Raw genomic sequence first — 23862 nt, 5'->3', positions numbered from 1 at the left:
TTATGCGGCATGTTCAGACCCTTTCATCTGTGCGAGGACAGCCGCGGCAGTCTCCTCGTCAACGACAAGTGAATTCAGTAGTTTTCCGTTCAGCACGGCCTGGAGCGGGCGTGCCTTGTGCGCACCCGCCGCGACCCCGATCACAGTGCGGCAGGTCGCCGTGTCATGTGGATGCAGCGCCACGAGGCGCTGGTTGCGCTCGTAGTCCGCCACCTGCCCGTTGATGCCGATCAGATGCGCCATGAACTCGGCGGCGATCCCCATGCCCACGAGCATCTTGCGATCGGCCTCGGGGACTGGGTTGAGATCGTAATAACTCGAGGCACGCGGCTCGACCGAGCCGATGCCGGTGAGCGCGACATTGGCGGTGCGGGCAAGGTCGAAGACCTGCTTGATCGGCGCCATGCCGGTCAGCATGTCCCGCTGCGCCCGGTTCTCGGCAAACAGCGGCGCGTGGATCAGGATCGGCTTGCCGCCGAGCCGTTCGGCCATGCGCGTCACCAGATGGTTCACATCCGTGTAGAACTTGCCCTGAACCCCGCCGGTGAGCGGCACGACGGTGACGTCGAGCGGGTGTTCGGGCGACAGGTTCTCGACGACCGCGCTCACCGCCTTGCCACCCGTGATCGCGATGACATCGCCGTCGCGCAGGGTCTCGAGCAGGAGGTTGGCTGCGGCGCGGCCGACCTGGTGAAGCGTGGTGTCGGCATTGCCCGAGACCGTGGGTGTCACTCTTGCCGACTCGAGGGCGGTCGACGCCACCAGGTTCTGTTCGATGTCCGAGAGGCGCTGGAACGGGCTCTTGATGTCGATCTGCACCATGCCGAGCCTGCGGCCCTGTGCGATCAGCCGGTTCACCTTCGAGGTCGACAGGTTGAGCTTCGCGGCGATCTCGGACTGCTTCAGCCCCTCCAAGAAGTGCAGAACGAGCACTGTATGAATTTGGCGGATGAGATCGAAGTCGGGAGACGGTTCGGTCATGCCTTGCCCCCCGCGTCGCGCTTCTTGTTCAGGTAGTGATCGATGGAAACCGCGGTGAGAAGGATCGACCCGCGGATGATGTCCTGCCAGTAGACCGAGACATCGAGCAGCGCGAGCGAGCTCGACACGACCGAGAGCAAAGCCGCGCCAAGGATTGCGCCGAAGATCGTGCCGGAACCCCCGTTGAGGCTGGCCCCGCCGATCACCGCCGCGGCGATCACGTTCAGCTCCATGCCCAGTCCGAAGGTGGGTTGGGCCGAGCCGAAGCGGGCCATGTAGATGATCCCGGCGATGCCGCAAAGTGCAGAGCAGAGCGTCGTGGTTAGGAAGATCACCCGCTTGGTCCGGATCCCGGAATAGGCCGCGGCCTTCTCGTTGCTGCCGGTGTAGAACACCTTGCGGAAGGCGGTGCTGCGCCGGAGCATGAAGTCGAAGCACAGGACCACCACCAGGAAAACGATGATCACCAGCGGCACCGGCCCGATCGAGCCCTGGCCGATGAACTTGAATTCCGGCGGCAGCGAGAACAACCCGAGCGGACGACCGCCGGTGAAGAGAAGGCAGGCCCCGCGCGCGATCACCATCACCGCCAGCGAGACGATGAAATGGTGCAGCCCGATCCGGGTCACGAAAAACCCCATGAAAGCTCCGATCCCGGTGCAGGCGGCGATGGCCACCAGCGAGGCCAGCCAGGGGTCGACACCCGCGAGGAAGAGCGATCCGGCGATGACCATCGCAAGCGCGGTGACCGACCCGACCGAGAGGTCGATGCCGCCCGAGATCAGCAGGATCGTCATGCCGACCACCACGATACCTTCGACGGCAAAGGCCATGACCATCGCGCGCATGTTCACCCAGGTCAGGAAGTAGGGCGATGCAAAGGACATGGCGACGAAGAGCGCCAGGATGATCAGGATCAGCCCTGTCTCGCGTATCCTGAGAAACTTCTTCACCGGGTTGGATCCCTGCTTGGCAGCTGCGGTCAGTTCGATTGAGTTTTCCACGATCGGTCTTCCTCAGGCGTTCAATGTGGGTTGCGGGGCGGCCTCGAGGCCCGAGGCCAAGCGCATGATGTTTTCTTCGGTCATCCGGTCCCCGGCCACTTCGCCCGCGATGCGGCCCTCGCGCACGACGAGCACGCGGTCGCAGAGGCCGATCAGCTCGGGCAGCTCGGAGGAGATGACCACGGTGCCGACACCCTCGGAGGCCAGCTCCCTCAGGATCCGGTGAATCTCGGACTTGGCACCGACATCTACGCCGCGGGTCGGCTCATCCAGGAAGATCAGCCGCGGGTTCACCGAGAGCATCTTGCCGATCGCCACCTTCTGCTGGTTGCCGCCCGACAGGGAAGACACCGGATCCGAGAGCCGCCCGTACTTCAGATTGAGTTTCGCCCCGAGGCTTCGGGCCAGTTCGATTTCCCTGTCGGTCTCGATCAGCCCGGCGGCAGAAGAGACGTGCCGGAGATCCAGCGCCGAGACATTCTCCGCGATGGAGCGCTCGAGAAACAGGCCGTCGCCCTTTCGGTCTTCTGAAAGATAGACGAGGCCAGCCGCGATGCTGTCGCCGTAGTGACGAAGCTGCAGCGGCTTGCCATCGAGCAGGACCTCGCCCGAGACGTCGCCCTCGAGCCGGCAGATGCCCTTGACGATTTCGCTCCGCCCCGAGCCGATGAGACCCGCAATGCCGAGGATTTCCCCTCTGCGAAGCGCGAAGGACACGTCCTTGAATCGCGTGGTCTCGGTCAGGTTCCTGACCTCGAAGATCACCTCTTCAGTTCGAGTATCTGCCGCCTGCTTGGGCGGATAGAGCGTGCCGATCTCCCTGCCGACCATAGCGTTGACGACGCCCGAGGGCGTGATCTCGGAGATCGGCGCGGTGGTGATGTACTGACCGTCCCGAAAGACGGAGACGCGGTCGCAATTGTCAAAGATCTCCACCATCCGGTGCGAGATGTAGATGATCGAAATACCCTGCGCCGACAGCCTGCGCATGATCCCGAAGAGGGTCTGCGCCTCGCGCTCGGTCAGTGCGGCGGTCGGCTCGTCGAGGATCAGGACCTTGCAGTCGAGCGTCAGCGCCTTCGCGATCTCGACCAGCTGCTGGTGCGAGATCGGCAGGTCCCGAACGATCGCGCCCGGATCGATGTCGCACAGCTGCCCCAGAACGGCGCGGGCCCTCTGCTTGAGCGAGCCGACATCCATGAGGAACCGTCGGCTCCGGTTGGTCACCGCCATGAACATGTTCTCGGCCACCGAAATGTCGGGGCAGAGCGCGATTTCCTGATGCACCAGCCCGATCCCCAGCTCCTGCGCGGCGTTTGGTGAGGCGATGCGGACCGGCTGACCCTCCCAGAGGATCTCGCCGCCGTCGGGCTGGAGGATACCGTCGATGATGTTCATCAGCGTGGACTTGCCCGCGCCGTTCTCTCCGGCGAGCGCATGGATCTCGCCGCGACGCAGCTCGAAGTCGACGCCTCGCAGCGCGCGCACCGGGCCAAAGGACTTGCTGACATTGGAGATTTTCAGGATCACGTCGTCGTGCATGAGAGGGTCTCGGATAGGGGCGGTGAGGCGGGCCCGAACGGCCCGCCGCATGGGTCATGCCGGGTCGCGGCCCTGCATGTAGGTGTTCAGATCGAAGCTGTCGGCGTTGTCCTTCGTGATCACGGCAAAACCGTTGTCGATGAAGGGGATCTGCACCGGGTTGTAGCCCGAGGTCCGGTAGTCGTTGAACGGATCGAACACCTCGGAATGCGCCGCCATGAAGGTCGCCATGAACCCCATGAAGCCCTGCATGCCCTGGTTGGGATTTAGCGCCATGTGGATGTTGCCGGCCTTGATATGCTCGAGCGTGGCCGGGGTGATATCCGCATGCATGACCAGCACGTCCGACTTGGCTTCGAGGATCGCCGCAACGGCACCCTCGGCAGAGCCCGCCTCGGGGATCCAGATCGCGCCCAACTCGGGATTGGCCTGCAGGATCGAGGCGGTCGCGCGATAGGCGGCGGTGCTGTCCTGGTTGGTGGCCTGGCGACCGACGAGTTCCATGCCGGGATAGTGCTGTTGCATGTAGTCGATCAGGGCGGTCACCCGCAGGTCATGGTTGGATTGGCCCGGATTCTCCAGGACTGCGTATTGGCCGGTCTCGCCGATTTGCTTGACGATTTCCTCGGCCGCGAATTTCGCCTCGGCCAGGTTGTCGGAGGTGATATAGGCGCTGCGGTTGGATTTCGGAGAATCTGCCGCAAAGGTTACCACCTGCGTCCCGTCGCTAATGGCGCGGTTGATTGGCTCGATGAACGGGTCCGACTGCATCGGGTGCACCAGAATGCCCGCGGGCTGTTTCACCATGTCCTGCTCGAATGAGGCGATCTGCTTGGTGATGTCGTAATCGGGTGTGCCAGAAAATACCGTGGTGCAGCCAAAGGCTTCGGCCGCCTGCTTGAAACCCTGGTAGACAGGCACCCAATAGGGATGGCCAGACACCATGACGTTCATGATGTAGGTTTCGCCCGAAGCGCAGTGCAGGCCTTCCTGGGCCGTCGCGGGACTCGGGTTTGCAAGCGATAGGGTAGCGAGTGCCGGGGCCAGAGCCACGGCAATAGCAAATTGTCTCATGTTGTCCTCCCAAAAAACCCTGGCAGGGTGCCAGGGGGTTCGGTGCGTGAGCACTTGCCTCCCCGCAAGTAATTTCACGACCCGCAATTTCTTGCGTAGGCTGACCCTATGAGGGCTCTCGGGCACCCGTCAACGCGCTTAGGGATTTTTCTTGTTTGGTGAAATTTATTTCAGGAAGAGCCCGGGCGCATTGGCAATTGCACCCCGCTCATGCGACTTCTCGGCTCATTGCCGGACTCATTGTCAGGCTAGGCGTTTTGGAACGCCCGGCCAACATGCGGAATATTAAGACGATAGCATCGATTTCTTCACCGGGCGATCTCGCCTCAAGGCACGCAGCGGGGCCTACCTATGGGGCGAAAGTGCGGACCCCGTTTTCCGAGAGATGAGTGGCAAGCGCACCGTCTGGGGCCCGGTCGCTGACCAGCGTATCCATCTCGTCAAATCGCGCCACAACGTCGAGCTGGGTGAGTCCGAACTTGCTCGCGTCGATGAGGAAACGGCAGGTGGCCGACTGACGCATCATCGCGCGCTTGACGGCGGCAAAACCCTCGACGGCTTCGGTCACTCCCGCCGTGCTGAGGCCCGCCGCCCCGAGAAAGCAGGCATCCACATGGAAGCCGGCCAGATAGTCACAGGTGTCGACGCCGACTACGGCGGCCTCCTGAGGAAGGTAATGGCCCGGGGCGAGGATCACGCGGGCGTTGGCGCTCTGGCCGAGGATCATGCCGATCTGCAGGCTGTTCGTGATGGCCGTAACACGCGTCTCGGCAAAGGCGAGCAGCCGGGCGAGGACCATGGTCGTTGAGCCCGCATCAACCATGATTGTGTCTCCGTCGCGCACCAGAGATGCGGCAAGGCCGGCCAGACGCTCGCGTTCCACGACACGCTCCTGCCGGCGTTCGTCAAGATCGCGGTGGGCGCCGGGCGCTGTCGGTGAGGCTCCGCCGTGGGCGCGTTCCAGCAATCCCTGGCGCTCGAGATCGCCCATGTCACGGCGAACAGTTTCGGTGGTTACGCCGAAGAGTGCCGCCAGCTCGGCAACCCGGACATGCGGGCGGAGCTTGAGCTGTAGCAGGATCTGCTCGTGCCGCTCGGGTTTCTTCATGCGATGCTGTGTGCTCGGCTGCTCCACCCCTGTCACGCTCCGATTGTTGCATCCGGGAGTTTGAATATCGCAGATAACTACGACACATTTGTTGCATAACCAACATAAAGGTGATGTGATCCGTTCGGACTGGCCGGAGGATACAGGGCCAGACGCACATAATGCCCTTTGGGAGGAGGACATCACCATGCTTAGGCACACCACGAGTCTGCTCGTGTCGCTGGCCCTGTCGGCCGGTGCGGCATTTGCACAGGAGGAAACCGCGGCCCTCGACAGCCAGTATTCCGATGCCGACGGCGACCTCGTCGCCGACGCCCCGGCCGACGCGGGCGATCTGAAGGATCCGGGCACGCTGGTCTTCGCCTATACGCCGGTCGAGGACCCGGCCATCTACGAGGACATCTGGGAGCCGTTCATCGCCCATCTCGAAGAGGTCACCGGCAAGGACGTGCAGTTCTTCGCGGTGCAGTCGAACTCGGCCGAGGTCGAGGCGATGCGCTCGGGCCGCCTGCATATTGCCGGCTTCTCGACCGGACCCACGCCCTTCGCGGTGAACCTCGCCGGGGCGGTGCCCTTCGCGATCATGGGGGCCGACGACGGGCAGTTCGGCTACAAGCTGCAGATCTACACACAGGCCGACAGCGATATCAAAGAGGTGCCCGATCTTGCCGGCAAGCGCGTCGCGCATACCTCGCCGACCTCGAATTCGGGCAACCTCGCGCCGCGTGCATTGTTCCCCGATCTGGGCGTGGTGCCCGACGAGGATTATGAGGTGGTCTACTCGGGCAGCCACGACCAGTCGATGCTGGGGGTTGTGGCGGGTGACTACGACGCAGCGCCCGTCGCCTCGGAAGTGGTCGATCGCATGGCCGAGCGCGGGCTCTACGATCCCGCCGAGGTGCGCGTCGTCTGGGAAAGCGATCCCTTCCCGACGACCTCCTACGCCTATGCCCATGACCTGACGCCCGAGCTGAAGGAGAAGATCGAGGAGGCCTTCTTCAGCTTCGACTTCGCCGGCACCGCGCTTGGCGAGGAATTCAGCGGCGTCAGCAAGTTCATCCCGATCACCTACAAGGAACAGTGGAAGGTCATCCGCCAGATCCAGAAGGCGAACGGCGTCGAATACACTCCTGCGGGCCTTGCCGCCGAGTGACCTGACAAGACCGGAGCCGGCGCCCAGTGCCCGGCTCCGGCATGGAGTCCCCACATGTTGAAGATCACCGATCTGGTCAAAAGCTACGGCAGCGGCGCGCCGGTGCTGAAGAACCTCGACCTGACCATCGAGGGAGAAAGCGTGGTGTCGATCATCGGCTCCTCAGGGGCCGGCAAATCCACCCTGCTGCGCTGCATCAACCGGCTGGTCGAGCCGACCTCGGGCAGCATCGTGCTGAACGGGACCGAGCTCACCGCCCTCCGGGGCCGCCAACTGCGCGCCGCGCGGCGCAAGATCGGTATGGTCTTCCAGGGGTTCAACCTCGTCGACCGGCTGACCGTGATGGAGAACGTCCAGTCCGGGCGGCTGGGATATATCTCGACATGGGCGGCGATCATGCGGCGCTACCCCAAGGAGGACATCCGCCGCGCCTACGAGCTGATGGAGCGCGTCGGGATCGCGCAATACGCCAACACCCGCGCCGACCAGCTGTCGGGCGGCGAACGCCAGCGCGTTGGTGTGGTCCGGGCGCTGATGCAGGATCCCGAGATCCTGCTCGCCGACGAGCCGACCGCCTCGCTCGATCCCAAGACCTCCGAGCAGATCATGGGGCTGCTGCGCGACCTCGCGGGCGAGCTGAAGCTGCCGGTTCTGATCAACATCCACAATGTGACCGAAGCCAAGGAATATACCGACCGTATCGTCGGCATGCGGTTCGGCCGGATCATCTTCGATGACCTGCCCAGTGCGCTCGACGAGGAAGCGATGGAACGGATCTACTCCGGCAGCCCCCATGCCGACCGTGGCGGCGACCTGCGGGAGGCGTCATGAGCCAGCATCCCGACACCTGGCGCAAGCCGCCCTTCATCGCCAACCCGCTGCTTCGCTGGGCGGTGTATCTTGGTGCACTTGCCTATTTCGGCTGGGTCGCGGCCACCATGCCGATCGACTGGGCGCGTGTCGCCCAGGGGATCGAGCGGGCCGGGCGCATCTTCGGCGGGGCCTTTCCCCCGAGCTTCGAACGCAGCGGCCTGCTGATCGACGGCTTTCTGGAGAGCCTGAAGATCGCCATCCTCGCCACCGTCGGCGGCGTCGCCCTGTCGATCCCCATCGCCTTCATGGCCGCGCGCAATGTCGCACCGCTGCCGGTCTTCTATTTCGGCCGTGCGATCATCATCATCGCCCGCAGCTTCCACCCGGTCATCGTCGCGATCATCTTCGTCAAGGCGGTCGGCTTCGGCCCCTTTGCCGGGGTGCTGACACTGGTGGTTTACTCCATCGGCTTCGTCGCCAAGATGCTGGCCGAACGGATCGAGGAAATCGACTTCGGGCAGGTCGAGGCGATGCGCGCCGCGGGTGCGCCGTACCTCTCGACGCTGGTCTACGCGATCTTCCCGCAGATCATGCCCCGGCAGATCGGCCTGACCATCTATCAGCTCGACTCCAACCTGCGGGCCTCGGCGGTGGTGGGCATCGTCGGTGCGGGCGGCATCGGCGCGACGCTGGCCAATGCCTTCGGGCGCTACGATTATGATTTCGCGCTGGCCATCACCATCGTCATCGTCGGCGTGATCCTCGTCTCCGAGGCGATCAGCGGCCAGATCAGGAAGCGCATCGCATGACCAGCATCTCCCAGCAATTCGGGCGCGAGGACTGGTCGCGCCATACGCCCAAGGAAAAAGCCCGACGCTTCGGCATCTTCGCCCTCTGCGCGTTGGCGGTCTTCTGGGCGCTCGGCTCGATCGAGATCATCTGGGCCTGGGTCTGGGACTCGCCAAGCCAGATGGCCGATCTCTTCGGGCGCATGTACCCGCTCGACACCAGCAATCTCGGCTCCATCCTGCGCGTGTTGTGGGAGACAGTGAACATCGCCACCTTCGCCACCGCGCTGGCGGTGATCGTCTCTCTGCCCGTTGCCTATATCGCGGCGCAGAACACCACGCCCAACCGCGGCACGCTCTGGCTCGGGCGGCTCATCCTCGTCAGCTCGCGGTCGGTCAACACGATTATCTGGGCGCTGCTCTTCGTGGCGATCTTCGGCCCCGGCATCGTCGCCGGCGTCGTCGCGATCATGTTCCGGTCCATCGGCTTCATCGGCAAGCTGCTCGGCGAGGCGATCGAGGAAATCGACACGCGCCCGGTCGAGGCGCTGGAGGCCACCGGCGCATCGCGCTTCAAGGTCATCGTCTATGCCATCGTGCCGCAGGTGATGCCGACCTTCTGGGCCGTGGCGATCCTGCGCTGGGACATCAACCTGCGTGAGTCGACGGTGCTCGGGCTTGTCGGGGCGGGCGGCATCGGGATCATCCTGCAGGGCGCCATCGACACGTTCAACTGGCCCGAGGCCGCGACCGTGCTGCTTGCCATTCTGGCGCTTGTCGTGCTCGGCGAGATCGTCTCGGCCTTCCTGCGTCGCCGCATCCTGTGAGCGGGCCGCACTGCAACGAGGCGGCCGCTGCCTTTGAAGCCTATCTCGGCGTGCGCTCGCGTCTGCCGGCGGTGGACTTCTACGGAAGCTGGAAGACCGCCGACACCCTGGCCGAGATTGCCGGGCCCTTCGATCTGGTGCTGCTCGACGCCTACGGGGTGCTCAACGTCGGTGAATCCCCGATCCCGGGCGCGGCAGAGGCCATCGCCGCGCTCCGGGCGGCGGGCAAGGCGGTGGCGGTGGTCTCCAATTCCGCCGCCTATCCCAAGCGGGTGATGATGCAGCGCTATGCCCGGCTTGGCTTTGACTTCGCGCCCGAAGAAGTGGTGACCAGCCGCGAAGCGCTGCTGGCGCATCTGGCGCGCGCACCGCGGCTGCGATGGGGGGGCGATGCTGAACCCGGAGAATGGTCCGCAAGACTTCGAAGACATCGATCTGACCTTCCTCGACGACGATCCCGCGGCCTACGCGGCTGCCGAGGGGTTCCTGCTGATCGGCTCGGACGGGTGGACCGAGACGCGCCAGAGGTTGCTCGAGGCCGCGCTGCGCGCGCAGCCGCGCCCGGTCGTGGTCGGCAATCCCGATATCGTCGCCCCGCGCGAGGCCGGCCTGTCGCGCGAGCCGGGATATTTCGCCCATCGCCTCGCCGATGCCGCGGGGATTGCGCCGGTCTTCCTCGGCAAGCCCTTCGCGGAGATTTTCATGCTTGCTCTCACCAAGATCGCACCGCGGCTTGCGCCCGAGCGTATCCTGATGGTGGGGGACACCTTGCACACCGACATTCTCGGCGGTCGCCAGATGGGATTCGCAACCGCACTGGTCACAGCACACGGCGCGCTTGTCGGGCTCGATCCGGCAGAGGCGATCCGGCGATCGGGCATCGTTCCCGATTTCGTGATTGGCAGCATCGGATCAACGACCCGCCGCGCGTGAGCTCAAGAGTCGTTGCGACAAAACCCGCCCTCTCGTCTTCTCAGAAGCCTGCCGTTGGCATGACCGATCCGGGTCGTTTCCGGCGAAGAGCCGATGTTCTGGTAGGGAATTTGTCCTGCGCACCACGCGGCGGTCGTGCCCGTGCGCCCTGCCACGTCGATAACCCGCAGTTATTTCTAAGGTGGCGATTACTATTTCCCTTCGCCCCCCATTTTGCTTAGGACCGCGCTGGCAGACAGGTCCCCGTCGCATCAGGTGAGAGACGCACAGAATGCCGCGAAGCCAGGCGCAGATTGTCCCTTGTGCCCGCGGGCCGTTTCACGGCCCCGTGGCGCGGCGTCGCGGCCTCCGAAGATGGGGCTGAGCGCCCCCAACCTGCTCTACAGTCCTGTCCGCGCCCCCGCAGGAGATTGCGGATTCCCGAGGGTCGCTCTCGCCCCGGCGGCGCCAGCTTGAGGCAGCCTCCCTGCCGCTCTACACATTGGAAATCCAGATGGAACATTGGTATGCGACCGGCTCGACGATTGATTCCGCGAGCGCTGCCGAGGCGGGTGAATCCGCACCCACCCCGAAGCAGCAGTTGCGCCGCTTCCTGCGCCACCTGCGCCATGACCTGACCACCCGCCCGGACTGGATCCCGCTGGTCAGCGGCGCCACGCTGCGTGCCGACCTGCTGGCCGGGCTGACCGGCGCATCGCTGGTGCTGCCGCAGGGGGTGGCCTTTGCCGCCATTGCCGGGCTGCCGCCGGAATACGGGTTCTATGCCTCGATCATCCCGACGATCATCGCGGCGCTGCTGGGCTCGAGCTGGCACGCCGTCTCGGGGGCGACGACGGCGCTTTCGGCGCTGGTCTTCGGCGCGCTTTCCGGCACCTTCGTGCCCGGCTCGTCCGAGTTCATCGCCGCCGCCATCTCGATGGCCTTCCTCGTCGGGCTGTTCCAGTTGCTGCTGGGGCTGCTCCGGCTCGGCACGCTGGTGGATTTCGTGTCGCATTCGGTGATGACCGGCTTCGTGACCGGTGCCGCGCTGCTGATCGCCACGAGCCAGATATCGCATCTGCTGAACCTCGAGCTTCCAAGGCCGGACGAGCCGCTGGCCTTTGTCTCGGGGCTTGTTCAGCATATCGGCGAGACCGATCTCGCCTCGCTGGGGGTCGGGCTTTCGGCCATCACCGTCGGGCTGCTGGTCAAGCGGTTCGCCCCGAGGCTGCCGCATTACCTCATCGCGCTGCTGGTCGCGACGCTGGTCTCGGCCGGACTGACCTACGAGGGTGCCGCGCTCGACACGGTGGGCGCGATCGACAGCGTCCTTCCGGTCTTCGTCGTGCCCGATTTCTCGCCCGAGCTGCTGCGCGAGATCGTCTCCGGCTCGCTCGCCGTGGCCTTCGTCGGGTTGCTCGAGGCGGTGTCGATCGCGCGGGCCATGGCCGCCAAGTCGGGGCAGATGCTCGACGGCAACCGCGAGTTCATCGGGCAGGGGGCGTCGAACCTGGTGGGGGCCTTCTTCCAGGCCTATCCCTGTTCGGCCTCCTTCACCCGCTCGGCGGTCAACTACGAGAGCGGCGCGCGCACGCCGCTCGCGGCGATCTTCTCGGCGGTGCTCCTGGTGGCGATCCTGCTGCTGGTCGCTCCGCTGTTTTCCTACGTGCCGATCGCCGGGCTTGCCGGGGTCATCCTGCTGGTCGCCTGGCGGCTGGTGAACTTCAAGGAGCTGCGGCACATCTTCTCCAGCTCCTTCGCCGAGACGCTGATCGCCGGGGTGACCTTCCTGTGCACGGTGTTCATCAGCCTCGAGGCGGCCATCTATGCCGGGGTCATCCTGTCGCTGGTGCTGTTCCTGATGCGCATCGCGCAGCCGGTCATCGCGGTGGTCGCCCCCGATCCCAAGGCGCCCAGCCGGCACCTGCGCAGCGCGCGGATCTTCGATCTCGAGGAGTGCCCGCAACTGATGGTCACCGCCATGCACGGACCGCTCTATTTCGGCACGGTCGAGGCGACGCGGCGCGACTTCCACCGGTTCCGCACCGAGCGGCCGTCGCAGAAGCACATCCTGTTCATGACCCCCTCGAGCAGCGAGGTGGACCTGCCCGCCGCCGAGTTGCTGCTCGAAGAGGCGCGGCGGCGGCGCGAGCAGGGCGGGTCGCTGCACCTCAAGATCGGCAGCCTGCGCGCGCTCAACAAACTGGCGCGGTTCCGCGTGGTACGGGCGCTGGGGCGCGAATACATCCACCTGTCGAAGCGGGATGCCATTGCCCAGATCGTCCCCACGCTCGATCCGGACGTCTGCGCCAATTGCACCGCGCGGATTTTCCGAGAATGCGAGGGGCAGCCGAAACCGGAAGACCGCGACTGACCGTGCCGCAGCGGCGGGGGGGGCCTGGACGGGCTTCCCGCCGCCGCGGGCGCCGGTACGCTCAGGCGCCGGAGGCCACCCGGAAGCCGCAATTCGAGGTTGAGCTGTCGGGATCGTTTCGGGTGCGGGAATGCACGTGGTAGCGGTCGCAATAGCTCACATGACACAGGAATGACCCGCCGCGCTGGATGCGCGCGTAGCCCGTGTCGGGCCCGGTCGGGTCGCGCAGGGGCAGCGGGCCGGCGGGCGCGCGCGGCCCGTAGCGGTCCTGCACCCATTCCCAGACATTGCCCGTCATATTGTACATGCCGTAGCCGTTCGGCGCGTAGGCATCGACCGGGGCGGTGCCGACAAAGCCGTCCTCGGCGCTGTTGTGATGCGGGAAATCACCTTGCCAGGTGTTCATCGCGAAGCCGCTTTCGGGAACCAGCCGGTTGCCCCAGGGGAACTTCATGTTGACCAGCCCGCCGCGCGCCGCGCGCTCCCATTCCGCCTCGCGCGGGAGACGGAGGCCAGCCCAGGTGACATAGGCCAGCGCGTCGTACCAGGAGATGTGCACCACCGGGTGGTCCGCCCGGTCGCGCCAGTCGCTGCCCGGCCCCTCGGGACTGTGCCAGCAGGCGCCCTCGACCTGCCGCCACCAGGTCAGTCCCGGCGGGTGCACCGGCCAGGCGTCGACATCCGCGAGCAGCAGGTGGAAGACGTAGCTCCAGCCCTCGACCTCCGCCAGCGTGCGGTAGCCGGTCGCCTCGGTGAAGCGGGCGTATTGCGCGTTGGTCACGGCAATCGAAGACATGCGGAAGGGCGAGACCCTCACCTTGCGGCGGGGGCTGTCGAGGTCGTCGGGAAAGCGCGACTTGCGGGCCCCCATCTCGAAGATGCCGCCGGGGATCGGGGTCAGCGCCTCGCGCAGATCGCGCTGAACCTCGGGCCCGGCCCGGGGGACCGCGAGGGCGGCCTCGAGGAAGGCGGCATCGCCGCCGACCGTACCGCCGCCGCCGGTATGGCAGCAGCCCGTGGATGGGGAGTCGTTTACGCCATCGTGCATCTGGGAGCCTCCGTATCGCCCCCGTACTTACGCCCTTGTGACGGGATCGCAAGGCGGCAGCGGGGGCAAATCGCCGCGTCCCGCGCAAACGAAGGCGGCGGCGCGCACCGAAGCCTCCCGGAAAGCGGATTGATAGCCGCCAGTTATACCACTCGGCGGATTTGGCATTATTTCCCTTGGCTTGGCGCTGCTATTTCTGCCAGCCACAAGAGGAGATTTCATGGCCGACACGCAGCGTCCGAACATTCTTTGCCTCGTCTCCGAGGACTGCCCGCCCCGGCTTGGCGCCTATGGCGACCCGGTGGCGCGGACCCCCCCATCTCGACAGGCTCGCCGCCGAGGGGGTGCGCTGGGAAAACGCCAACTGCACCTCGCCGATCTGCGCACCGTCGCGCTTCGCCATCCTGACCGGCCGCCATGCCGAAACCTTGCCGCGGGCGCAGCACATGCGTTCGGGAGTGCACCTGCCTGCCGAGTTCGACACCTACAGCCAGCTCATGCGGGACGCCGGCTACTACTGCACCAACAACTTCAAGACCGACTATTGCTGCGACGTCGATCCGCAGTCGATCTGGGACGATTGCTCGAAGTCCGGCCATTGGCGCAACCGCCCCGAGGGCGCACCCTTCCTTGCGGTTTTCAACCCGATGACGACGCATGAGTCCTCGGCCTTCGACCCGCAGGAGGGACCGACGCGGCCCGGCGACGTGCGGGTGCCGGGCTACCTGCCCGACACGCCGGGGATGCGTGAGGGGCTGGTGCGCCAGTACAATGCGATCCACCGCATGGATGCGCAGATGGGTGAAATCCTCGCCCAGCTCGAGGCCGACGGGCTGGCCGATGACACCATCGTCTTCTACTTCTCGGACCATGGCTCGGTGCTGCCGCGCTCGAAGCGATACCTCTACGACGAGGGGGTGCGGGTGCCGATGATCCTTCGGGTGCCGCCGAAATGGCGCCACCTGCTGCCATACCCGCCCGGCAGCTGCGTCGAGGCGCCGCTGTCGCTGGTCGACCTGCTGCCGAGCTTCCTGACCATCGCCGGGGCGCCGGTGCCGCCCGAGGCGCAGGGCCGGTCCTTCGTCGGGCCCGGAGCCATCCCGCGCCGCTTTGCCTTTGCCGGCCGGCACCGTCAGGGCGAGCGCTACGACCTGTCGCGCACCGCGCGTTCGGCGCGCTACCGCTACATTCGCAACTACCAGCCGCACCGCATCCTCGGCCAATACGTGGCCTATGAATGGATCGGCCCCTACTATCAGGACTACGAGCAGGCCTATCTGGACGGCACGCTGACCGAGGCGCAGGCGCGATTTTTCCGGGCCAAGCCCTTCGAGGAATTCTACGACATGCAGGCCGACCCGGACGCGCTGACCAACCTTGCCGGGGATCCGCGCCACGCCGAGGCGCTGCAGGCCCACCGCGCGGCGCTCGACGCGCACATGCGGGCGATCCGCGACACCGGTTTCATTCCCGAGAAGTCGCCGCTCGAGGACTGGCAGGCGTCGCGGGATGAAGAGGCTTATCCGCTGGAGCGGCTCATGGCGCTCGCGGCGCGCGCGGCACAGGCGGGGCCGGCGGATCTCGACGACATGCTCGCTGCGCTCGGCGACGGCAACCCGGTGATCCGCTACTGGGCGGCGCAGGGGCTTCTGAACATCGCCGACAAGGGGCATGCGCTGCCAGAGGCGGTGGCCGACCGGGCGCGCGCCGAAACGGATGTTCACGCGCGGATCGCGCTCTGCGAGGCTCTGGCGCGGCAGTCGCTGCGCGGCTTGGCCGTGCCGGAGGCCGCGCGCGAGTGGGCGGCGATGCTGACCGGCATCGTGGCGCAGGAGAGCGATCCCCGCATCCGCCTGCAGGCGATGGAAGGGCTGACCTATGCGCCGCACTTTCCCGAACTGAGCCTGCCCGTGCTCGACGCGCTGCAGGGCAATGCCGACCAGTACCTCAACTCGAACTCGAAGTACCTCGCGCAGGTGATGCGCGGGACCTATCGGCCGCAGAACGACATCTTCGACTGGGCCAGTTCCAACGGCTAGGCGCCTCGCGCGCTGCATGGGCAGACCGAAAAGACCCCCGCCGGTGTGAACCGGCGGGGGTTTTTCTTGCCTGGTTTCTGCGATCGGCCTTCCCGGAAAAGCAATACGCGCAGCCCTTTCGGGCTGCGCGCAAGTCGTCGGGGCTGCGGCTGGAGTGGCTCAGCCCGCCCTCTGCTCCAAACGCCGCTTGCGCAGGCGGTGGCTGACGAAAGGCCAGAGCATCACCAGTACGCAGCACAGGATCAGCAAAGCGGAGACTGGCCGGGTGACCAGCGGCAGGATGTCCCCGCCGGAACTCATCAGCGCCGAGCGCAGCCGGCCCTCGGCCAGCGGGCCGAGCACGAAACCGATGACGAAGGGGGCGAGCGGGATGCGCATCGAGGCCATGAAGAACCCGAGCAGGCCGAAGCCGAACATCACCCAGGCGTCGTCGATCCGGTTGTGCGCCGAGATCACGCCGACAACGCAGAACAGCAGCACCACCGGGGCGAGGATGGAGGGCGGGGTCTTGATGACCTTGGCCATGATGTTGAGCGAGAGCACCATGACGAGGAACATGAAGATGTTCGCCACGGCATAGGACGTGATGACCCCGTAGAAGATGTCGGGGTGCTCGTTGACCAGCAGCGGGCCGGGGGTGATCGCGTGCAGGATCAGCGCCGCCATCAGGATGACGTCCTGCGCCGAGCCGGGGATTCCCAGAGCGATCATCGGGATCAGCGCGCCGCCCACGGTGGCGTTGTTGCCGGCCTCGGAGGCCACGATGGCCTCTTCCGAGCCGCTGCCGAACTCCTCGGGGCGTTTCGCCGTCGCCTGCGCGGCGGTGTAGGACATGACCGCGCCGATGTTCGAGCCGATCCCCGGCAACAGCCCGATGAACGAGCCCACCAGCGACGAGCGCAGCAGATTGCCGGGATACTTGAAGGCGCGGCCCATCTCCGAGAGCACCTCGCGGATGGTGACGCTTGCCTGGCTCTGCATCTTCGAGGGGTTGGCGAGGTCGGTCATCACCGAACGCATTGCGAAGGCGCCGAGCAGCACCGGCAGGATGTCGAAGCCCGACGACAGGAACGACGAGCCGAAGGTGAAGCGCTCCGAGGCCGAGATGTCGTCAAAGCCCACGGTCGAGATGAAGATGCCGAAGAAGCCCGCCATCAGCGCCTTGATCGGATTGCTCGCCGCAAGAAAGGCGATGAGCACGATGCCGAGCATGACAAAGGTGAAATAGTCGAAATTCTGCAACTTGGTCGCCACCGAGGCCAGCGGGATGGCCAGGGCCACGAGCACCAGCCAAGACAGCAGGCCGCCCACCAGCGAGGCCATGATGCCGATCGACAATGCCCGGGCGGCCAAGCCCTTGCGCGCCATGGCGCTGCCGTCGATCGTGGTCATGATCGCCGAGGGCGCGCCGGGCACCCCGAGCAGGATGCCCGAGATCAACCCGCCGGAGACCCCGCCGACGTAGATGCCGATGAGAAAGCCCTGTGCCAGCACGTCGGGCATGGCGAAGGTCGCGGGCAGCATCAGGGCCATGAGCATGCCGCCGCCGAGGCCGGGGATGGCCCCGAAGACCACGCCGAGCGCGACACCCAGCAGGACCCATGCGAGGACCATCGGCTGCAGCACGGCGGCGAATGAATCGAAAAGAGGTGCGAGCATGGCTCAGGTCTCCGTCAGGGCAGGGCGACGTGCAGGTAGGTCTTGAAGACGTACCCCACGAGGATGGGCAGAAGGATCGCGACCAGGACCAGCGCGGCCAGAAGGCGCCGATCCCGGAACCCCATGAGCGTCACGCCCGCCACGAGGATGAACAGCGCGCTGCTGATCTCGAAGAGCACGGCACGGCTGGTCAGGGCCCAGATATAGGCCCCGAGCTCGACGATCAGCAGCGCCGGCGCGCGGGCGGTCTGCCAGAAGTCGGGCTCGGGGAACTCCTCGGGCTCGGCCTTCAGTTTCAGGCTGCCGTTGACGATCAGGGCCACCGAAAGCAGCAACAGGGGCACCAGCACGAAGCGGGGCAGGAACTTCGGCCCGAGCGGATCGAAGCCGAGGTCGCGGATGTCTTGCGAGAAGTACAGCATCGCGGCCGAGAAGACGGCGAAGACGATGCCGGTGATGATATCTTTCATGGGCGTCTCAGAGCGTTGCAGCGTCCGCAAGGCGGCGCCGGAGTGAGGGTAGGGTGGGGCCGTATTCTTCGCGCAGCGCCGCGAGCAGCCTGTCGCGGACCCCGGGAAGCGCGGCCCGGAGGTTGCGCGTCTCTTCCGGGTCTTCGTGCAGATCGTGAAGCAGGCCGTCGTCGAAGCTCTCGGGATCGAAGGGCTCGAACTGTTGCGCCTCCTGGAACAGATCGTCGCGGAAGCCGCAGACCAGCTTGTAGCGCCCGTCGCAGATCGCGCGCCACGGACCCAGGCCCGCGCAGGTGGTTTCTCGCGGGTAGCTGCCGCCGCCAAGCCAGCCCGACAGATCGAAACCGGCGTAGTCGGCGGGCACCTCGGCCCCGGCCAGCGCAAGGAAGGTCGGCGGCAGGTCGAGCAGATTGGCCGGCAGGCCCGCCAGGTGCCCCCGGGACGGCACGCCGGGACCCGCGAGCACCATGGGAACATGCACCGAGGGCTCGAAGGGCACCTGCTTTTTCCACAGGTTGCGGTCGCCCAGCATCTCTCCGTGGTCCGAGGCGAAGACGACAAGCGTGTTGCCGAGCTGCCCGCTCTCTTCCAGATGCGCAAGATAGCGGCCGATCCAGCGGTCGATGTTCTCGATCATCGCGGCATAGCGGCGGCGGATCCGCTGCTGCCGCTCGGGGTCGGTGGTCTCGCGCAGTCTCGGCAGAGGAAAGGTCACCTCGTCCCAGCCGTCGAGCATCGAGGCGGTCACGTCCATCGGGTCGTGCGGGCCGGGGAAGTTCACCATCAGGAACCAGGGCTGGCCCTTGTCGAAGCCTTGCAGCGTATCGAGCGCGACCCGGCCGACGAAATTGTCATTGTAGGCCTCGTCGGGGAGCGGCGCGGGCTCGGTATAGGCAAACGCGCCGGGAGGGGTCGCGATGCGGCCGCTGATCCAGTCGGCCATCGGCGGGCGGTCCGGTGTGGAAACCGGCCGACGGGCGTAATCTTCGAGAAAGGCGGCTTCCAGTCCGCGCGCCTTCAGCATCTGGGTGTAGGGCTCCACGGCGCCGGATTTGAGGATCTTCTCCGCCGCCTTCTTGCCGCAGGAGTCCATGCCGTGGGTGAAGCCCAGCCCGGCCAGCTGGTCGGTGCCGTCGATCACGTGCCGCCCTGTTGCGCCCCAGCTGTCGCCGCCCTTTAGCAGATCGGACTTGCCGGCGTTGCCGGTCTGGTAGCCGACATCCCGCAACCGGGTGTAGAAAGTATCGGTCCCGAAGGGGTTGTCCATCTGGTTGTGCAGCACCGGCGCCTCGCCGTAGCGCTTGCCGGTGGCCAGGCACGAGCGCGCCGGGGCGCAGAGCGGTGACGGGGTCCAGGCCCGGCCGAGGGACGTGCCGCGTGCGATCAGCGCGTCGATGTTGGGGGTGCGCAGGGGCAGATCGCCAAGCGCGGCGATCCAGTCGCCCCGCCACTGGTCTGGAAACAGCATGAGAATGTTGGGCTGCATGGTGTCCTCTTCCGAACCGCGCCCCGCGCCGGGCTTGTGCTGGAAAGGCGGCGCCGGCGGCGGGGCCGCGGTGCCCGCGACGGGCCTGCCCGAACGCGCGGGCAGGCCGGATCTGTCTTATTCGCGCAGAAGGCCCAGCTCTTTGAGCGAGGCCGCGCGCTGGTCGCGCGAGGTCTCGAGCATCTGCATCATCTCGTCGCCGGTGGTGAACTTGAGCTTGTTCTTGAGCTCTTTCTCCATCTCGGCGCGCGTCTCATCGTCCGCCAGAAGCGCCTGGATCTGGTCGCGCCAGTAGTCCTTGATCTCCTGCGGCGTGTCGCGGCGCATCCAGAAGATGCCGGTCGAGGTCAGCGTGATCGGCGTGGTGTAGCCCTGCTCTTCCATCGTCGGCACATCGGGCAGAAGCGGGTCGCGCTCGCCGATGGTGGTGTTGGCGATGGCCTTGACCTGCCAGGTCTTGACCATGTCGGCCAGGATCATCGGGTTCATCTGCACCACGTTCACGTCGCCGGAAAGCAGGGCGGCCTGGAAGGCGGGGCCGCCGCCCGCGGCGTGCACCAGGCGCACGTCGTCGAAGATGCCCATTTCCTTGGTCATGTCGGCCATGGCCACATGCGCCGAAGAGCCGGTGTTGATCGCGATCTTGACCGCGCCGGGGTTGGCCTTGGCGTAATCGGCCATCTCCTTGAGGCTCGAGAAGGGCGCGTCACCCTGGGTGAAGATGCCCGGCGTCAGCGTCATGACCGTGGCGATCGGCTCGAACTTCTCGAAGATGTCGAAGCCGGTCATGCCCAGAAGCGAAGCCTGGATGGCGCCCTCGTGGATGAATTCGACGGTGTAGCCGTCGGCGGGCTGCTCGGCGACGAAACGGGTGCCCGTCGCGGTGGCCGCGCCGGGCATCGGCGAGACCGTGACCGGCTGGCCCATGGTTTCCTCGAGGCGCTTCGAGATCGACAGCGCGGCGTTGTAGAAGATGCCACCCGCAGAGTTGGGAACGACGACGGTGATCGGCTTTTCGGGATAGTCGGCAAGCGCTGCCACCGGTGCCATCATCAGACCCATCGCTGCGGCGATCAGTGTTTTTTTCATGAATTCCTCCCTAATTCTGCGCTACCCACCCGAAAACGGAGGCGGACAGTCGGAGCGGAAACTAGCGATCCGGGAAAACTGTGACCAATACCAACGTTGACCGCTTTGATAGATGACGGTTATCGCGGGTCCTGTTTGAACGGGGTTCCCTCGGGCTGGAGGGTGAAGGGCCTGGTCAGCGCCTCGAGCGACTTGACCATCAGCGCGATGGGACCGAAGCGCAGCGAGGCCTGGTGGTAGGTCACCCCCGTGGCGATCGACCAGCGGAAGCCGGGCAGGGGGATCTCGCGCAGCCGCGCTTCCGGAAAGGCCGCGGCGAGCGGCAGCGGCATGCAGGCGATGAAGTTGTGCTCTGTCACCATCTTCAGGGCGATCTGGATCGAGTGGGCCTCGAGCGCGAGCTGCGGCTCCGGAAGGTCGAAGCGCTCGAAATAGGCGGCGATTCGGTTGTTGGCCTCCTGCCCGCTGAACAGGCTCAGCATCGGGTAATTGAGCGTGGTGGCGGGATCACCGAGATCGGCGGCCGCAAAGACCGGGTGATCCTCGGAGGCAAAGAGCGCGTTGGACTGCTTGTAGAGATGCTTCGCGCGGAATTCCGGCCCGAGGTTCTGCGCCGCGTCGGGAAGTCCGCCGGCGTAGATCCGCAGCTCTCCCGTCTTCAGCTTGGGCAAGAGCGCCGCGCCCACGTCGGTGCTGACCGTGACCTTGAGGTTCGGGTAGGCGCCGCGCATCTCGGCCAGCATGTGCGGAAAGAAAATCGCCGAAAAGACCGGCCCGCCGCCGATCTTGAGATAGCCGCCGAGCCCGGTCGCCTGCGCCCCGACCTCGACGATCGCGGCGTTCCAGGCCCCCTCGATGTCGCGAGCATGTGCCAGTAGAAGCTCGCCCGCCTCGGTCAGGCGCACCCCGCGCGGCAGCCGGTGAAACAGCTCGGTGGCAAAGGATCGCTCCAGCATCCGGATCGACTTGGTCAAGGCGGGCTGGCTGACGTTGAGCTTGCGGGCCGCACCGTGGAAAGTGCCTGCCTCGGCGACTCCGATGAAGTGCTGCAAGCGCCAAATATCGTGCATGGGGGGCCTTTCGCGGGATGTGTGATAGCCGTGAGCAATCAATCCGATCCCAATCGGCATTATCACGCCTCGGCGCGCAGGGCTACAACCGGCGCCGACCGAAAAGTGGAAGCCGAAATGAAAACCGTTTTTGTCCTGTTCGACAGCCTCAATCGCCTTGCGATCTCACCCTATTGCAAGGATGTGGAGACGCCGAATTTCGACAGGTTCATGCAAAAGGCGGTGACTTTCGACCGCCATTACACCGGCTCGCTGCCCTGCATGCCGGCGCGCCGCGACATCCAGACCGGGCGGCCGAGCTTCATGCACCGCTCGTGGGGGCCGCTCGAGCCCTACGACGTGTCGCTGCCGCAAGAGCTGAGCCGGGCCGGGGTGCACACCCATCTGATCACCGACCATTTCCACTACTTCGAGGACGGAGGCGCGCATTATCACACGCGCTTCGACACCTATGAGTTCTTCCGCGGCCAGGAGCACGACCAGTGGCACGCGCAGGTGGAGCCGCCCTTCGAGAAATACGCCGGGCTCTACGCGGCCGAGCACTACGATCCGAAAACCCGGCCGGCCACGTCCAGCACATGATCAACATGGACTGGATCGAGGAGGAGGCGCAGCTTCCCGGCCCGGCCTGCTTCAACGCCGCCTTCCGGTTCCTCGACGAGAATGCCGCCGCCGACAACTGGTTCCTGCAACTCGAGCTTTTCGATCCGCACGAGCCCTTCCAGGTCCCGGACCGTTTCCGCCGCGAGGGCGACAGCGCCTGGACCGGCGGCGCGCTCAACTGGCCCGGATACGGCAAGGTCGAGGAAAGCGCCGAGGGCGTGGCCGAGATCCGCGCGACCTATGCCGCATTGGTGCGCATGTGCGACGAGTATTTCGGCCGACTGCTGGACCATTTCGACCGGCACGACCTGTGGAAGGACACGATGCTCGTCGTCTCCACCGACCACGGCTTCCTGCTCTCGGAGCACGAGTGGTGGGGCAAGTGCCGGATGCCCTCCTACGAGGAGGTGACGCATATCCCGCTGATGGCCTATCACCCGGCGCAGGCGGGCAAGGGCGGCGAGCGGCGGCAGGCGCTGACCTGGACGCCCGACATCATGCCAAGCGTGCTCGAGGCGCATGGCGTGGCAATCCCCGGCGCGGTGCGTGGCCGTTCGTTCCTGCCCGCGCTCGAGACCGATATCGACGATGGCCGTGTCGTCGCCACCGCGATCTTCGGCGGGCCGATCGGGGTGACCGACGGCCGCTACGTGCTGCACCACGTGGTGGAGGATTTCCTCGCGCCGGGTCTCTACGAGTACACGCTCTGCCCGCAGCACATGCGGGGTCCGTTCTCGGCCAAGGAACTGGCCAGCGCGGAGATGCACCCGGGCTTCGATTTCACGCAGGGAATGCCGCTGATGAAGATCGAGGCGCAGCCCGACGCCAAGCGGGTGCCCAATCACGACGGCTTTACCTTCCTCGACGCCGAGTTCCGGCTCTACGATCTCGAGGCCGACCCGCAACAGCAATCCCCGATCCGCGACGCGGGCATCGAGGCGCGGCTCTATCGCGGGCTGGCCGGGCTCTTGGGCACGCTCGACGTGCCCGAGCAGACGATGCGCTGGTACGGCTTCGACCGGATCGAGGCGTTCGGCGCATGAAGCTCTTCGGCTCGACCATCCGCCCGGAGGACGTCGACCGGCTGGTGCCGGACCTGCACAAGCTGGCGGGCATCCGGCAGTTCCGCGAAGAGAACGGCGCCGGTGCTGGGATGCGGGTGATCCGGGTGGAAAGCGGCGGCGGGCTCTCGGTCGAGATTCTGCCGGACCGGGCGCTCGACATCGGTCAGGCCTGGTGCGACGGGGTGCCCTTCGGCTGGACCGGTCCCATCGGCGCGGCGCGCCCCGCCCATCTCAACGGCAACCAGCCGCTGTCGGGGCTGATGAGCATCTGCGGCTTCGACCACATCCGCCAGCCCGAAGAAGACGGCCGCCCCTTTCCCAAGCACGGCAACATCACCCTGCAGCCCGCTGAGCTGCGGCTCGCCGCGCCGGTCGAGACGGAGCGCGGCACGGTGCTGCGGGTCGAGGCCGACATGCGGCTCTTCGATCTGCGCCACGGCGGGATGAAGATACGCCGCAGGATCGACATCCCGCTCGGTGGACAGAGCCTGCATCAGCACGACGAGGTCGAGGTCTTTGGCCATCCGCAGCCGGTCATGGCCATGTACCACATCAATTTCGGCTGGCCGCTGGCCGGTCCCGACAGCGTGCTGACCCTCGACGGCGCGGACATCTCGGGCGCGGCGCTGGCGCGCGACGGCGTCACCTGCCGCGACGCGGGGCAGGGCGTGGCCCGGCTCGCGGGGCACGCCGGGGCGGAGGCACCGCAGGTCGAGCTGCGCTTCGACAGCGGCGCGCTGCCTGCCTTCCAGACGCTG

General features: G+C 66.1%; 21 protein-coding genes and 1 pseudogene. 11 read left to right on the top strand and 11 right to left on the bottom strand.

The features are described 5' to 3' along the window. The 5 genes from CLG85_RS20075 to CLG85_RS20055 all read right to left on the bottom strand — a co-directional run bounded on the left by CLG85_RS20075 (position 1) and on the right by CLG85_RS20055 (position 5709). The gene (locus tag CLG85_RS20075; RefSeq protein WP_095881046.1) at positions 1-981 is read right to left on the bottom strand and encodes a sugar-binding transcriptional regulator; all 981 of its coding nucleotides are present in this window, start codon (positions 979-981) and stop codon (positions 1-3) included. Further along, the gene (locus CLG85_RS20070; protein ID WP_095881045.1) at positions 978-1985 is read right to left on the bottom strand and encodes an ABC transporter permease; all 1008 of its coding nucleotides are present in this window, start codon (positions 1983-1985) and stop codon (positions 978-980) included. The genes CLG85_RS20075 and CLG85_RS20070 overlap by 4 nt, the downstream gene beginning before the upstream one ends. Before the next feature lie 12 nt (positions 1986-1997). Beyond that, positions 1998-3527 carry a sugar ABC transporter ATP-binding protein gene (locus CLG85_RS20065; protein ID WP_095881044.1) on the bottom strand — a complete coding sequence of 510 codons (1530 nt, stop codon included), beginning with the start codon at positions 3525-3527 and terminating at the stop codon, positions 1998-2000. Positions 3528-3581: 54 nt separating this feature from the next. Continuing rightward, the gene (locus CLG85_RS20060; RefSeq protein WP_095881043.1) at positions 3582-4601 is read right to left on the bottom strand and encodes a substrate-binding domain-containing protein; all 1020 of its coding nucleotides are present in this window, start codon (positions 4599-4601) and stop codon (positions 3582-3584) included. A 349-nt stretch (positions 4602-4950) separates the two neighbouring features. Further along, on the bottom strand, positions 4951-5709 hold the full coding sequence (locus CLG85_RS20055) for a DeoR/GlpR family DNA-binding transcription regulator (RefSeq protein WP_235865307.1): 759 nt from the start codon (positions 5707-5709) through the stop codon (positions 4951-4953). 187 nt (positions 5710-5896) lie between these two features. Between CLG85_RS20055 and phnD the strand changes: the two genes are divergently transcribed. The 7 genes and pseudogenes from phnD (at position 5897) to CLG85_RS20025 (ending at position 12576) form a co-directional block, all read left to right on the top strand. Continuing rightward, positions 5897-6862 (top strand): phosphate/phosphite/phosphonate ABC transporter substrate-binding protein, encoded by a 966-nt coding sequence (gene phnD, locus CLG85_RS20050; protein WP_095881041.1) that lies wholly within the window; start codon positions 5897-5899, stop codon positions 6860-6862. Between the two features lie 54 nt (positions 6863-6916). After that, complete coding sequence (gene phnC, locus CLG85_RS20045) at positions 6917-7693, top strand: phosphonate ABC transporter ATP-binding protein (RefSeq protein ID WP_095881040.1); 777 nt, start codon at positions 6917-6919, stop codon at positions 7691-7693. Continuing rightward, positions 7690-8484, top strand: coding sequence for a phosphonate ABC transporter, permease protein PhnE (phnE, locus tag CLG85_RS20040; protein ID WP_095881039.1), 795 nt, complete (start codon positions 7690-7692; stop codon positions 8482-8484). The genes phnC and phnE (CLG85_RS20040) overlap by 4 nt, the downstream gene beginning before the upstream one ends. Beyond that, positions 8481-9290 carry a phosphonate ABC transporter, permease protein PhnE gene (gene phnE, locus CLG85_RS20035; RefSeq protein ID WP_095881038.1) on the top strand — a complete coding sequence of 270 codons (810 nt, stop codon included), beginning with the start codon at positions 8481-8483 and terminating at the stop codon, positions 9288-9290. Before phnE (CLG85_RS20040) ends, phnE (CLG85_RS20035) begins: the two co-directional genes overlap by 4 nt. Then, a pseudogene (locus CLG85_RS27485) lies at positions 9287-9595 on the top strand (TIGR01459 family HAD-type hydrolase); the annotation flags it as partial. The gene phnE (CLG85_RS20035) and the pseudogene CLG85_RS27485, both read left to right, overlap by 4 nt. Before the next feature lie 85 nt (positions 9596-9680). After that, positions 9681-10223 carry an HAD hydrolase-like protein gene (locus tag CLG85_RS27480; RefSeq protein WP_311735014.1) on the top strand — a complete coding sequence of 181 codons (543 nt, stop codon included), beginning with the start codon at positions 9681-9683 and terminating at the stop codon, positions 10221-10223. Between the two features lie 493 nt (positions 10224-10716). Beyond that, positions 10717-12576, top strand: coding sequence for a SulP family inorganic anion transporter (locus CLG85_RS20025; RefSeq protein WP_095881036.1), 1860 nt, complete (start codon positions 10717-10719; stop codon positions 12574-12576). A 61-nt stretch (positions 12577-12637) separates the two neighbouring features. Here the strand turns inward: CLG85_RS20025 and CLG85_RS20020 are convergent, their stop codons facing one another. Then, positions 12638-13624, bottom strand: a complete 987-nt coding sequence (locus tag CLG85_RS20020; RefSeq protein WP_260349910.1) for a formylglycine-generating enzyme family protein — start codon at positions 13622-13624, stop codon at positions 12638-12640. A 290-nt stretch (positions 13625-13914) separates the two neighbouring features. On the opposite strand from CLG85_RS20020, the gene CLG85_RS20015 reads away from it, so the two are divergent. Then, positions 13915-15663 carry a sulfatase family protein gene (locus CLG85_RS20015; protein ID WP_260349909.1) on the top strand — a complete coding sequence of 583 codons (1749 nt, stop codon included), beginning with the start codon at positions 13915-13917 and terminating at the stop codon, positions 15661-15663. A gap of 159 nt (positions 15664-15822) precedes the next feature. Here the strand turns inward: CLG85_RS20015 and CLG85_RS20010 are convergent, their stop codons facing one another. The 5 genes from CLG85_RS20010 to CLG85_RS19990 all read right to left on the bottom strand — a co-directional run bounded on the left by CLG85_RS20010 (position 15823) and on the right by CLG85_RS19990 (position 21437). Then, the gene (locus CLG85_RS20010; protein ID WP_224847977.1) at positions 15823-17322 is read right to left on the bottom strand and encodes a tripartite tricarboxylate transporter permease; all 1500 of its coding nucleotides are present in this window, start codon (positions 17320-17322) and stop codon (positions 15823-15825) included. A 14-nt stretch (positions 17323-17336) separates the two neighbouring features. Then, positions 17337-17792, bottom strand: coding sequence for a tripartite tricarboxylate transporter TctB family protein (locus CLG85_RS20005; protein ID WP_176476761.1), 456 nt, complete (start codon positions 17790-17792; stop codon positions 17337-17339). Positions 17793-17799: 7 nt separating this feature from the next. Beyond that, positions 17800-19278, bottom strand: a complete 1479-nt coding sequence (locus CLG85_RS20000) for a sulfatase family protein (RefSeq protein ID WP_260349908.1) — start codon at positions 19276-19278, stop codon at positions 17800-17802. Positions 19279-19395: 117 nt separating this feature from the next. Beyond that, positions 19396-20367, bottom strand: a complete 972-nt coding sequence (locus CLG85_RS19995) for a Bug family tripartite tricarboxylate transporter substrate binding protein (RefSeq protein ID WP_095884303.1) — start codon at positions 20365-20367, stop codon at positions 19396-19398. Positions 20368-20486: 119 nt separating this feature from the next. Next, complete coding sequence (locus tag CLG85_RS19990) at positions 20487-21437, bottom strand: LysR family transcriptional regulator (RefSeq protein ID WP_224847983.1); 951 nt, start codon at positions 21435-21437, stop codon at positions 20487-20489. A gap of 117 nt (positions 21438-21554) precedes the next feature. Between CLG85_RS19990 and CLG85_RS19985 the strand changes: the two genes are divergently transcribed. From CLG85_RS19985 to CLG85_RS19975, 3 genes are all read left to right on the top strand, one after another. Next, the gene (locus tag CLG85_RS19985) at positions 21555-22019 is read left to right on the top strand and encodes a sulfatase-like hydrolase/transferase (protein WP_095884302.1); all 465 of its coding nucleotides are present in this window, start codon (positions 21555-21557) and stop codon (positions 22017-22019) included. A 5-nt stretch (positions 22020-22024) separates the two neighbouring features. Continuing rightward, a complete protein-coding gene (locus CLG85_RS19980; RefSeq protein ID WP_260349907.1) occupies positions 22025-23083 on the top strand; it encodes a sulfatase-like hydrolase/transferase in 1059 nt (352 codons plus the stop codon). Further along, positions 23080-23862: DUF4432 family protein (locus CLG85_RS19975; protein WP_260349906.1), on the top strand; the 783-nt coding region annotated here is incomplete at its 3' end. The genes CLG85_RS19980 and CLG85_RS19975, both read left to right, overlap by 4 nt.

The sequence above is a fragment of the Alloyangia mangrovi genome (assembly GCF_002300555.2).
Taxonomy (GTDB): Bacteria; Pseudomonadota; Alphaproteobacteria; order Rhodobacterales; family Rhodobacteraceae; genus Salipiger; species Salipiger mangrovi.
The sequence above is the reverse complement of the archived record's forward strand: the minus strand, read 5'-3'. Positions and strand labels throughout refer to the sequence as shown.